The sequence below is a fragment of the Mycolicibacterium arabiense genome (assembly GCF_010731815.2).
Classification (GTDB): Bacteria; Actinomycetota; Actinomycetes; order Mycobacteriales; family Mycobacteriaceae; genus Mycobacterium; species Mycobacterium arabiense.
Map to the genome: position 1 here is coordinate 5,693,274 of NZ_AP022593.1, position 12,252 is coordinate 5,705,525.

The 12,252-nt window shown below is 67.9% G+C and carries 9 protein-coding genes and 2 tRNA genes; 8 read left to right on the top strand and 3 right to left on the bottom strand.

Annotated features, from left to right (window positions below; genetic code table 11):
• Window position 1: 1 nt before the first annotated feature.
• Together G6N61_RS29100 and G6N61_RS29105 are read right to left on the bottom strand one after the other, a co-directional pair.
• The gene (locus G6N61_RS29100) at window positions 2-826 is read right to left on the bottom strand and encodes a DUF1542 domain-containing protein (protein ID WP_163924307.1); all 825 of its coding nucleotides are present in this window, start codon (window positions 824-826) and stop codon (window positions 2-4) included.
• 40 nt (window positions 827-866) lie between these two features.
• Window positions 867-1,754, bottom strand: coding sequence for a DMT family transporter (locus tag G6N61_RS29105; RefSeq protein WP_163924308.1), 888 nt, complete (start codon window positions 1,752-1,754; stop codon window positions 867-869).
• 96 nt (window positions 1,755-1,850) lie between these two features.
• Between G6N61_RS29105 and G6N61_RS29110 the strand changes: the two genes are divergently transcribed.
• The 3 genes from G6N61_RS29110 (at window position 1,851) to G6N61_RS29120 (ending at window position 7,485) form a co-directional block, all read left to right on the top strand.
• Entirely contained in the window at window positions 1,851-4,460 is a 2,610-nt protein-coding gene (locus tag G6N61_RS29110) for a helix-turn-helix transcriptional regulator (RefSeq protein ID WP_163924309.1), read from the top strand.
• A gap of 173 nt (window positions 4,461-4,633) precedes the next feature.
• Window positions 4,634-6,022 carry an FAD-binding oxidoreductase gene (locus G6N61_RS29115; RefSeq protein WP_235887338.1) on the top strand — a complete coding sequence of 463 codons (1,389 nt, stop codon included), beginning with the start codon at window positions 4,634-4,636 and terminating at the stop codon, window positions 6,020-6,022.
• Window positions 6,019-7,485: an APC family permease gene (locus G6N61_RS29120; RefSeq protein WP_163924310.1), complete on the top strand. Its 1,467-nt coding sequence runs from the start codon at window positions 6,019-6,021 to the stop codon at window positions 7,483-7,485. Before G6N61_RS29115 ends, G6N61_RS29120 begins: the two co-directional genes overlap by 4 nt.
• 69 nt (window positions 7,486-7,554) lie before the next feature.
• Here G6N61_RS29120 and G6N61_RS29125 read toward each other — a convergent pair.
• Window positions 7,555-7,628, bottom strand: a tRNA-Gly gene (locus tag G6N61_RS29125).
• 96 nt (window positions 7,629-7,724) lie between these two features.
• Here G6N61_RS29125 and G6N61_RS29130 point away from each other — a divergent pair.
• The 5 genes from G6N61_RS29130 (at window position 7,725) to clpX (ending at window position 12,208) form a co-directional block, all read left to right on the top strand.
• Window positions 7,725-7,798: transfer RNA gene (locus G6N61_RS29130), tRNA-Pro, on the top strand.
• 40 nt (window positions 7,799-7,838) lie between these two features.
• Window positions 7,839-9,266 (top strand): trigger factor, encoded by a 1,428-nt coding sequence (gene tig, locus G6N61_RS29135; protein WP_163924311.1) that lies wholly within the window; start codon window positions 7,839-7,841, stop codon window positions 9,264-9,266.
• Window positions 9,267-9,409: 143 nt separating this feature from the next.
• The gene (locus G6N61_RS29140) at window positions 9,410-9,994 is read left to right on the top strand and encodes an ATP-dependent Clp protease proteolytic subunit (protein ID WP_179973727.1); all 585 of its coding nucleotides are present in this window, start codon (window positions 9,410-9,412) and stop codon (window positions 9,992-9,994) included.
• Complete coding sequence (locus tag G6N61_RS29145) at window positions 9,991-10,638, top strand: ATP-dependent Clp protease proteolytic subunit (protein WP_163924313.1); 648 nt, start codon at window positions 9,991-9,993, stop codon at window positions 10,636-10,638. Before G6N61_RS29140 ends, G6N61_RS29145 begins: the two co-directional genes overlap by 4 nt.
• 289 nt (window positions 10,639-10,927) lie before the next feature.
• Window positions 10,928-12,208, top strand: coding sequence for an ATP-dependent Clp protease ATP-binding subunit ClpX (gene clpX / locus G6N61_RS29150; RefSeq protein ID WP_163924314.1), 1,281 nt, complete (start codon window positions 10,928-10,930; stop codon window positions 12,206-12,208).
• Window positions 12,209-12,252 lie beyond the last annotated feature (44 nt).

Consider the following 12,252-nt stretch of genomic DNA (forward strand, 5'->3'; position numbering starts at 1 on the left):
CTCAGAAGCCGAAGTCGCCGCCACCGAAGTCGCCGAGGCCGCCACCGTCGCCGCCCCAGCCGCCGCCGTCACCACCCCAGCCGCCGTCGCCACCGCCGCCGTCCCAGCCACCGTCGCCGCCTGCGTCACCGCCGCCGTCGAGCGCGCCCTGGTCCGCGCCGTCCTGGAATCCCTCGCCGTAGCCGTTCTCGAATGCCTGCGCGTCGTAGCCGACGCCGCCCATCCCGGAGAACAACGACGTGAACAGCAGCGCCGAGCCCACGCCCCAGGCCCCGGCCACCAGCGCGGGCTTCCACCACGGCTCCGAGTACCAGCCCGCGGGAACCGGGCGTCCGGCGACGCGGCCACCCGGGTAGTAGTTGGGTGTGCGCTGCGAGGGCGCGGGGGAGGCCTCGATCTCTCGGCCCTCGAACTCGACCCGACGGTCTTCGGTCACGGTGCCCGCCGACTTCTGGCCCGACAGCGATTCGAGTTCCGGTCCCGGGTCCATGCCCATCGCCACGCGGGCGGCGCGCACGTAGTAGAGCCCTTCGACGGCGCTCTCCTTGGCCAGCTGCGCCTGCTTGACCGTGGTGGCCTGGTCGATCTGCGACGCCGCGGCGTTGTAGCGCTCGGAGGCGTCGGCCATGGCCTGCTTCGACGCCTCGTCGCTGCCGCTGAGGTTGAGTACCTGCCCGCCGAGGCGCTCGATCAGTCGCCGGGCGTCGGCCTTCGCGTCGGCCAGCGTGTTGGCGTTGCGAGCGCCGGTCGCCTTGTTCGTGCTGTAGACCGCCACGCCGATGGCGACCACGACCAGCACGATGAGTAGAAGCAGGAAGCTTTCCATGACGTTCAGCCTACCGACGGGAAACACCAAGGAGGTGTGGTCAGAGAGCGTGCAGCGCGAGTACGCCCGCGATGCTCAGCCCGGCGCCCGCCAGTGCGATCTTCGAGGCGTGTTCCTCGAAGTGGCGCAGCGCCAACAGCATGGTGATGACGGGGTAGGCAGCCGAGGTCGCCACCACCAGGGTCCCCGAGGCCTGGCCGAGACCGAACCCGACGTTGATCGCCAGGACCGCTAGCATCTGCAGCACCCCGGCCGCCAGGACGTACGGGTTGCGCAGCGTCTCGAGCACCAGCGTTCGGGTCACCAACTCGCGTCGCCGCCGGGTCACCAGCACGAAGCCGATGACCGGAACCATCGTGACGAACTGGATCAAAGTGACCGTCTGCCAACCGGATTGGTCGATGGCCTGACCCACCAGCGGGTAGCCGAACCCCCACAGCGCCGTGGTGAGCAGAGCCAGCGCCGGGCCCGTGCTCAGCTTGCGCTCGGTCCGGTCGACGTTGAACAGCCCGGCGGCGGCCATGATCCCCACGACGATGACGGCGATCGCGATGCATTCGGCCACGCTGAGTTCGGCGTGGAAGAACGCCACGCCCACCACCGTGGTGACCAAGGGATAGGCGGCGCTCAACGGGCTGGCCAGGCTGACGGGGCCGATGTCGAAGGCGAGGTAGAGCGTGCACATGCCCGCGCCCATCAGTACCCCGCCGCCCACGGCGTACGCCCATCCCGACGGCGCCATCGCGGGCATGCCGTCGGTGAACAGGACGTACCAGAGGGCATAGGCGAGCGTCCCGGTCGACTGCACGAAGAACACGGCGGTGACGGGGCCGAGGTTCTTCGACGCGCGGGCGCCGAAGAAGTCGGCGATGCCGAAGCTGGCGGCGGCGAGGACGCCGATGCCGAATACCGCCAGGGCGCTCGTCACGGCGCCATCCTCGCAGCCGCCGGGGGCGGACCGGCGGGAGAGGTCCGGCTGACTTATTGACCGGCGCGTCAGCGCAACTTTGGTTAACATCGCGCTGTGCTCGATCACTGGCCGCTGATCGGGCGAGATGGCGACGTCGAAGAAGTGGTCGGGCTGGTCACCGGCGGGTACTGCCGAGGAGTGGCGCTCGGCGGCAAGGCCGGAGTCGGCAAATCCCGACTGGCCCGCACCGTCGCCCAGGCCGCTACCCACACCGGGTGGACCGTGCGCCGGGTCGCCGCCACCGCCACCAGTCGCTCGATACCCCTCGGCGCCTTCGCCCAGTGGGTCGACGACCTCGATGGCCCACCACCGGCGATGGCGCGCAGGGTGGTCGGCTCGATGACCGCCGGGACCGAGGTCGGCCGCCTGCTCGTCTTCGTCGACGACGCGCACCTGCTCGACGACCTGTCCGCGCTCGTCCTGCACCTGCTGGTGCACGCGGAGAACGCGACGGTGCTCTTGACCGTCCGCACGGGCGAGGCGATTCCGGATGCGGTGTCGGCGTTGTGGAAGGACGGCCTCGTCGAGCATCGGGTGCTCTCGCCGCTGTCCCGACCCGACAGCGAGGAGCTGCTCAAGGCGGCGCTGGGGGCACGGCTGAATCCGCGGAGCGCCGACCGGTTGTGGCGACTCGCCCGTGGGAACGTGCTGTTCCTGCGTCAGCTGGTCGAGATGGAGGTGCGCGCGGACAGGATGATTGCCCGCGACGGCGCAATCGAGTGGGCCCAGGACGCCGTCGTGCCGGCGACTCTGCTGGAACTCGTCGACGGCCAGATCGGCTCGATCCCCGCGCGCGTCCGCGACGTCGTCGACTTCGTCGCCATTTCCGAACCCGTCGACTGGCACTGTCTACGGATGCTCGCCGACCAGGCGGCGATCGAAGAGGCCGAGCAGCGTGAGCTGATTCGCACCGGGGACGGATTGGTCTACGTCGGCCATCCGCTCTACGCCGATGTGCGTCGCACCCGTTGCGGGCCGTCGCGGCTGCGACGGCTGCGCGGTGAAGTCGCCATGGCGATGAAGGACGGCGGCAGTGCGACGCAGGTCATGAATCGGGGAATGCTGTGGCTGGACTCCGATCTGCCACCCGAGCCGGACGTGCTGTCCGCGGCGGCTGCGGCGGCCACCTCCCTCATGGACTTCGATTCCGCTGAGCGGCTCCTCGCGGCGGCGGTGCAGGTCGACGGCGGCGCTCCAGCACGCGTTCGACGGGCCTACAACTTGCTGATGGTGCAGCAGGGCGAGCGGGCGGCGGCGGTGTTGGACACGATCGAGGCCGGCGAGGTGCCCCCGTCGGTGTTCCTCAATGACGTGGTGTTGCGCGCGGCCAACCTGCTGTGGTGGGAGCGATCACCCGCGGAGTCGATGCGCGTGCTGGACGAGGCCCTGGCGATGGACGATCAGCCGCACCGTGATGCGCTGCTGGTGTTCCGCGCGCTGCAACTGGTGCTGGGCGCCAAGCCGTTCGAAGCGCTCGAGGGCATCGCCGGCATCGACCTCGGCGGTCTGGACGACTTCGGCGCGACGATCGGGCTGAGCGTCCGATGTCTCGCGTCCGCTGAGCTGGGGCGCTCCGCTGATGCGGCCGCGGCGGCCGCGTCGTGCGCCGCGGTCGTGCAGTCCAGCGAGCAGGCCAAGCTGCTGAGTCTGCTGCTGACCGACTATCAGACTTTCGCCCTGGCCGCCGCGGGGTACGTTGCCGAGGGCGTCGAGGTGGCGCAAGCGCGACTGCGAGCCGACGAGGCCCAGCCCGCCTCCACGAGAGCAGTCATGTCCGAGCTGGCGGGCGGCGCGGCGTTGGCTGCCGGCGACCTCGACGCCGCGCTGCGTCATCTGTCGGTGCGCACCGAAGACATTGCCGCGGAGTCGAATACGTTTCACCTGGCCGTCAGCGCCCACCGGTACTACCTGCGCCGGGCCCAGGTGTTGGCCCGCCGGGGCGATCCGGAGGGCGCCGAGGCGGCGATCGAGGCCGCCCGCCCGCACCGGCATCCCGCGTACGTCAACCTGACCCCGGTCGACACGCTCACCGCCGCCTTGATCGCCGGGGCGCGCGATCGAGTCACCGAGGCACGCCGGTTGGCCTGTGCCGCAGCGGACTTCGCGCGCCGCCACGACTCGTGGGCCCGGGAGGTGTGGTGCTTGCAGACCGCCGTGCAGTTCGGCGACATCGGCCACGCCGACCGGCTCGCCGAGTTGGCGACCATGGTCGAGGGTCCGCGGGCCGCGGTCGCCGCTCACCACGCGGAGGCGCTGGGCCGCGACGACGCGGTCGGCCTGGATCGCGTCTCCCAGGAGTTCGAGGCGATGGGCGACCTGCTGGCCGCCGCCGACGCGGTCGCCCAGGCCGCGGTGTCGCACCGGCGCGCGGGTCGGATCGGTAGCGCGATGACGGCCGAGGCGCGGATGCGTCGGCTAGTCGAGAGATGCGGCGGGGCAACGAGTCCGGCGATCGTGGCCGCGACTCCGGCGGCCACGGCGTTCTCGAATCGGGAACGCGAGATCGCGGCGCTGGTGGAGCAAGGTCTGTCCAACCGGGAGATCGCCGCGGCGGTGTCGTTGTCGGTGCGCACGATCGAAGGACACATCCTGCGTGCCAGCGCCAAGGCCGGCGTAACGGGTCGGGCCGGACTCGCGGCGGTGGTGCGCGCGATGCGCGGCTGACTCTCGATCGCGCACTACTCGAAAGCATCGAGCACGTCACCCCGCCGCGTTAGGTAGTCCCGTTGACTGGCCGCGCCGAGATCGGGTGGTCCATTACCTAACGGTGGGTTCAACGGAACGGCGAAGATCGAGCCGACGACGGGAAGCGCCCGGCGCGCGGTGAGAGGTATCTCGTGATCGATGCGGCGGTGTCGGACACCCTGACCGGTCGGGTGGTTCGACCGGGTGACGACGACTATCCCGCGGCGAGTGCGGGTTGGAACCTGCTCTACACCCACGAACCCGCGGTGGTCGTGTTCGCCCAATCCACGGCCGACGTCGTCAACGCGCTGTGCTGGGCGCGCCGCAACGAGGTGGCGGTGCGGGTACGCAGCGGAAGGCACAACCTCGAAGGGTGGTCGTGTGTCGACGGCGGCATCGTCATCGACGTCAGCGAGCTCAAGTCGGCGGCCATCGACGCCGCCGCGGGAACGGCGACCGTCGGCGCGGGACTCAACCAGCTCGAAGCCGTCACCGCACTCGGCAAGGCCGGTGTCGCGGCCCCCACCGGCACCGAGGGGTCAGTCGGCCTGGTCGGGGCCACCCTCGGGGGCGGGTTCGGACTGCTCACCCGGAGCTTCGGCATGGCGTCGGACAACCTGCTCGCCGCGGAGGTCGTCGTCGCGTCTCGAGACGGCGGTGCACGAGTGATCACGGCCTCCGAGGACGACGACGCCGATCTGCTGTGGGCGCTGCGGGGGGCCGGCAACGGCAACTTCGGGATCGTCACCTCGCTGACCTACCGGGTGCACCCGATGACGGACCCGGTCTACGTCACCGCGAAGTGGGCCGGCCTGGACGACTTGGTGGCGCTGTTCGACGCCTGGCAGCGCTTCGCCCCCTTCGCCGACGACCGGCTCACCAGCCAGCTCGAGATCGGCCGCGACGACATCTCGCTGATCGGGGTGCTGACGTCGGGTTCGGAGATCGAGGCGGAGCAGTTGCTCGCACCGGTGCTGTCGATCGGTGCTCCTGCGGTGTCGATGACGACGGCGCCGTGGGCGGATGTCTACGCGGGGTTTCAGATCCCGATCTCCGACGAAGCCGCCAATTGGAAGTTCACCTCGCAGTTCGTGTACGAGCCGTTTCCGCGGGAGGCGATCGACGTCATCGGCAGCTTCATGGCGAAAACCCCCGGCCCACAGTGCAATTACTTCGCCAACGCGTTCGGAGGGGCGGTCAGGCGTGCCGAGCCCGCAGGCGGCTCGGCGTTCGCCCACCGCGACGCACTGTTCTACGCCGAGCCCGGCGCCGGATGGGGCGTCCGCGGCGAGGGCCCAGGCGCCGAGGAGGATCCGCTGACGACGGCATCGCTGGCCTGGTTGGACGAGTTCTCCCGAGCGTTGGAGCCCTACGTCGCGGGCGCCTACGCCAACGTGCCGAACGCCGGCCAAGCCGACTGGGCGACCCAGTACTGGGGGGCCAACGTCGAGCGTCTTCGCGCGATCAAGGCGCACTACGACCCCGAGAACGTATTCCGCTACGAGCAGAGCATTCAACCCGAAGGCGAGCAGACTTCATGACCCAGGCAACGACCGGCGACGAAGTCTCCGACGAATTCTGCGAGGACTGCGGCTACGAGCCGGAGCTGAAGCGGTCGCTGTCCGGCTTCCAGATGTTCGCCATCGGGTTCGCATCGGTGTCGGTGGTGATGGGCATCTTCGCCACCTACGACGACGTGCTGAGGTTCTCCGGGCCAGTCGGAATCTGGCTGTTTCCCCTCATCGGAGTGGGACAGCTGCTGGTGGCGCTGGTCTACGCGCAGCTCGCCGCACGCATCCCACTGAGCGGCGGTGCCTACGCGTGGGGCTCGCGGCTCGCCAGCCCAAGAGTGGGTTGGGCCTTCGGATGGCTGGCGTTCCTGGGTGCCGTCACCGGACCGGTGGCGATCGACAACGCGCTGGCGACCCAGTGCCTGATGCCGCTGTTCGAGATGGCACCGTCCGGGACCACCGGCCGGGTGCTCACGGTGGTGCTGCTGGTGATCCAGGCAGGGCTGGCGATCGCAGCGACCAAGATCGTCGGCTGGGTGAACTCGCTGTCGGTGGGCGTCGAGATCGGCATCCTCGTCGTGCTGGGAGTCGCACTGGCGATCGCGATGATCGCCACCGGCGACGGCGTGGCCGGCAACGTGTTCTCCCGCGGTGCGACCGAGAACGACCCCAACTACCTGGCGATCGGCGGCGGACTGATGGCGGCCACGCTGATGGGTTTCAGCACCCTGGTCGGCTTCGAGACACCCGCCAACATGTCGGAGGAGGCGAAGGACGCGACGCGTACGGTGCCGCGCGCGATCATCGGGGCGGTGATCGCGTCGGCGACGTTGGGTCTGGTCTTCCTCGTCATTCTGACCATGGCGATCAGGGATCTGCCTGCCGCCACGGCGAGCGACTCCCCGGTTGCGGAGATCATGCGTCAGCAGATCGGCCCTGGCCTGGAACGGCCCTTCCTCGCCGCCATCGCGGTGGCGTTCTTCGGCGCCGCGCTCGTCGCCATGGCCTCCACTTCGCGCTACATCTTCGCGATGTCGCGCGACGGACGCTTTCCGGCCCACCGGGTGATGAAGCGGGTCAACCCGCGCACCCAGACACCGATTCCGGCGACCCTGCTGGTGCTGGCCGTTGGCGTGATCCTGATGGCGGTCCTGCCCGGCGACGCACTCAATCAGCTCATCGCCACGGGCGCCATCATCGGCATCACCCTCTACACCATGACGGTCGTGCTCTACCTGACCTCACGCAAGAAGTTCCTCAACGAGAAGCGCGGCGGCTTCGACCTCGGGCGGTTCGACCGGCCCGTCGCGATCGCTGCCCTGGTGTGGGTCGTCTTCTCGCTGGGCGTGATCCTGTCGGCCTCCACGACGGCGGCGACGCTGATGCTCGTCGCGGGCCAGTTCCTCGCAGGGTTGGCGTACTTCGTCTACATGTGGAAGTTCAACCGCGAGGTCCTCGAGAGCGAACCAGGCGATGCCGCCATCCTCGGGTGACCCGGGGGTCCCGATCCGCCCAATAGGCGCCGCAAAGCAGAAGACCCGCCCTCGTCAGGGCGGGTCCGGTGGAGCGGGCGACGGGAATCGAACCCGCGTAGCTAGTTTGGAAGACTAGGGCTCTACCATTGAGCTACGCCCGCGTGCACTGCACCGCAGACTGTACCGGCGACGACCTAGGCAAATCCAATTGAAGGTGCCGCGCGTCGAGGCCGTAGTATTCCGTCCGCAGAGTCAGACGGGGTGTAGCGCAGCTTGGTAGCGCATCCGCTTTGGGAGCGGAAGGCCGCAGGTTCAAATCCTGTCACCCCGACAGACGCCGTCATTCGATCCAACATGCAAGGAGCACCGAAGTGAAGAGCACCGTCGAGAAGTTGAGCCCGACCCGGGTTCGCATCAACGTGGAGGTGCCCTTCACCGAGCTGGCTCCGGACTTCGACCAGGCGTTCAAGGAGATGGCGAAGACCGTCCGCCTCCCCGGCTTCCGGCCCGGCAAGGTGCCCGTGAAGCTCCTCGAACAGCGCATCGACAAGCAGGCGATGCTCGACCAGGTGATCGGCGAGGCCATCCCGGGTCGCTACAGCGAGGCCGTGGCCAGCGCCGAGGTGCAACCGCTCGGCCAGCCCGAGATCGACATCACCAAGAAGGTGTACGGCGAGGACCTGACGTTCACCGCCGAGGTCGACATCCGTCCCGAGATCGAGCTGCCCGACCTGTCGGCGCTCAAGATCGAGGTCGACGCGATCGCAGTCGACGACGACGAGGTCGACACCGAGCTGCAGAACCTGCGCGCCCGGTTCGGCACGCTCACCGGCGTGGACCGCCCCGCCCAGGACGGCGACTTCGTGTCCATCGACCTGTCGGCCACCGTCGACGGCAAGGACGTCGAGGAGGCCAAGACCGAGGGCCTGTCCCACGAGGTGGGCTCCGGCAACCTGATCGAGGGCCTCGACGACGCCATCAAGGGCCTGAGCGCCGACGAGACCAAGGTGTTCACCACCAAGCTCGTCGCCGGTGAGCACGCCGGCGAAGAGGCCGAGGTGACCGTCAAGGTCAACTCCGTCAAGGAGCGCGAACTCCCCGAGCCCGACGACGAATTCGCGCAACTGGCAAGCGAATTCGACACCATCGAGGAGCTGCGCGAGAGCCTCGTCGAGCAGGTCAAGCGCGTCAAGCGCGTCCAGCAGGCAGAGCAGATCCGCGATAAGGCGCTCGAGACGCTGCTCGAGCAGACCGAGATCCCGCTGCCCGAGGCCATCGTCCAGGCCCAGGTCGACGACACGCTGCACAACGCCATCCACGGCCTCGACCACGACGAGACGGCCTTCGCCGAGGCGCTGGAGAAGGAAGGCAGCACCCGCGAGGAGTTCGACGCCGACAACCGCAGCAATGCCGAGAAGGCCGTCAAGACCCAGCTGCTGATGGACGCCGTCGCCGACCAGCTCGAGATCGAGGTGGGCCAGGGTGACCTCACCGAGCGCCTGGTCCTCATGTCCCGCCAGTACGGCATCGAGCCGCAGCAGCTGCTGCAGGTGCTGCAGCAGAACAACCAGCTGCCCGCCATGTTCGCCGACGTGCGTCGCGGTCTGACCATCGCCGCCGTCGTGCACGGTGCGACGGTCACCGACAGCGAGGGCAACGAGGTGGACACCGCCGAGTTCTTCGGCCCGTCGAACACCGAGCAGCCCGTCGAGTTGGCCACCGGCGACGACGAAGCGGACGCAGCCGACGGCGACGTCGCAGACGACGACGCGGACGAAGCAGCCGACGACTCCAAGTGACCCAGCGCGCGAGGGGCGAAATACTGCCCTGAGCGAACGAGCGTGCTCCGGGGACTCCCAAGCGCCATGCGTTCGTTAGTGTCGGTAGACGTGAATGCCGAGTACGAATACTCGAGAAAGCAGGTAAACCAGTCGTGACTGACATGCGTTCGAGCACGTCGGGGCTAAACCTCGTCGACTCCGTCTACGAGCGGTTGCTCTCCGAACGGATCATCTTCCTGGGGTCGCAGGTCGACGACGACATCGCCAACCGGCTGTGCGCGCAGATCCTGCTGCTCTCGGCGGAGGATCCGACCAAGGACATCAACCTCTACATCAACTCGCCTGGCGGCTCCATCAGCGCCGGCATGGCGATCTACGACACCATGGTGCTCGCGCCGTGCGACGTGGCGACCTACGCGATGGGCATGGCCGCGTCGATGGGTGAGTTCCTGCTCGCTGCGGGCACCAAGGGCAAGCGCTACGCCCTGCCGCACGCGCGCATCCTGATGCACCAGCCGCTCGGTGGCGTCACGGGCAGCGCGGCCGACATCGCCATCCAGGCCGAGCAGTTCTCCGTGATCAAGAAGGAGATGTTCCGGCTGAACGCGGAGTTCACCGGCCAGAGCATCGAGCGCATCGAAGCCGACTCCGACCGCGACCGCTGGTTCACCGCGCCGGAGGCACTGGAGTACGGCTTCGTCGATCACATCATCACTCACGCAAACTTCAACGGAGCCACGCGATGACCGACCAGACCGACCCCAGGCTGCAGCCGCAGGCCCGCTACATCCTGCCGTCGTTCATCGAGCACTCGAGCTTCGGCGTCAAGGAGTCCAACCCGTACAACAAGCTGTTCGAGGAACGCATCATCTTCCTCGGCGTGCAGGTGGACGACGCCTCGGCGAACGACATCATGGCGCAGCTGCTGGTGCTGGAGTCGCTCGATCCCGACCGCGACATCACCATGTACATCAACTCACCGGGTGGCTCGTTCACCTCGCTGATGGCGATCTACGACACCATGCAGTACGTGCGTGCCGACATCCAGACGGTGTGCCTGGGCCAGGCCGCGTCTGCCGCCGCGGTGCTGCTCGCCGCCGGTACGCCCGGTAAGCGCCTCGCGCTTCCGAACGCCCGCATCCTGATCCACCAGCCCTCGCTGGGTGGCGTCATCCAGGGGCAGTTCTCCGACCTGGAGATCCAGGCCGCCGAGATCGAGCGGATGCGCACGCTGATGGAGGTCACCCTCGGGCGGCACACCGGCAAGGATCCCGAGGTCGTTCGCAAGGACACCGACCGCGACAAGATCCTCACGGCCGCCCAGGCCAAGGACTACGGGATCATCGACACGGTCCTGGAGTACCGGAAGCTCTCCGCTCAGAACGCCTGATCGTCACCCGGTGCACCGGCCGGCGGAATGTACGTTGGAAGAGGTAGTCCTCTGTACGTCCCGCTCGGCGGGTTACGGTGGCGACACGCTCACGACACGTGGCGCGTCCCACCCGCAGTGCGGGTCGCCACGGGCTATGTTCTCCTCCTACGCAGATGAATATCACCGACGCGATTCGGCTTCATCTGTCGCATGGTGCGGGAACGAGCGGGTAGCGTCGGGTTTCAACCGGAGCTGTCCGACGGACACAGTTATCGACGGCGATCGCAGAAAGTAGGCCACCAGGACCATGGCTCGCATCGGAGATGGCGGTGACCTGCTGAAGTGCTCGTTCTGTGGCAAGAGTCAAAAGCAGGTCAAGAAGCTCATTGCCGGCCCCGGCGTGTACATCTGCGACGAGTGCATTGACCTGTGCAACGAGATCATCGAGGAAGAACTCGCCGACGCCGATGACGTCAAACTCGACGAGCTGCCCAAGCCCGCCGAGATCCGCGAGTTCCTCGAGGGTTACGTCATCGGTCAGGACACCGCGAAGCGGACGCTGGCCGTGGCGGTCTACAACCACTACAAGCGCATCCAGGCCCAGGAGAAGATGCGCGATTCGCGGGCCGAGCCCGTCGAACTGGCGAAGTCCAACATCCTGATGCTCGGCCCCACCGGCTGCGGCAAGACCTACCTGGCGCAGACGCTGGCCAAGATGCTCAACGTTCCGTTCGCCATCGCCGACGCCACCGCGCTGACCGAGGCCGGTTACGTGGGCGAGGACGTCGAGAACATCCTGCTGAAGCTGATTCAGGCCGCCGACTACGACGTCAAGCGCGCCGAGACCGGCATCATTTACATCGACGAGGTCGACAAGATCGCCCGCAAGAGCGAGAACCCGTCGATCACGCGCGACGTCTCCGGCGAGGGCGTGCAGCAGGCGCTGCTGAAGATCCTCGAGGGCACGCAGGCGTCGGTGCCCCCGCAGGGTGGTCGCAAGCACCCGCATCAGGAGTTCATCCAGATCGACACGACGAACGTGCTGTTCATCGTGGCCGGTGCGTTCGCCGGTCTGGAGAAGATCGTCTCCGACCGCGTCGGCAAGCGCGGCCTCGGCTTCGGCGCCGAGGTGCGCTCGAAGGCCGAGATCGACACTCAGGACCACTTCGCCGAGGTCATGCCCGAGGACCTGATCAAGTTCGGTCTGATCCCGGAGTTCATCGGCCGGTTGCCCGTCGTGGCGTCGGTGACCAACCTCGACAAGGAATCGTTGGTCACGATCCTGTCCGAGCCGAAGAACGCGCTGGTGAAGCAGTACTCACGGCTGTTCGAGATGGACGGCGTCGAGCTGGAGTTCACCGGCGACGCGCTCGAGGCCATCGCCGATCAGGCCATCCACCGCGGCACGGGTGCCCGCGGTCTGCGCGCCATCATGGAGGAAGTCCTGCTGCCGGTGATGTACGACATCCCCAGCCGCGACGACGTCGCCAAGGTGGTCGTCACCAAGGAGACCGTCGAGGACAACGTCCTCCCGACGATCGTCCCGCGCAAGCCACCGCGCAACGAGCGGCGCGACAAGAGCGCCTAGTACGCCGAGATCGAACTGAGGGCTGCGAATCCACGTGATTCGCA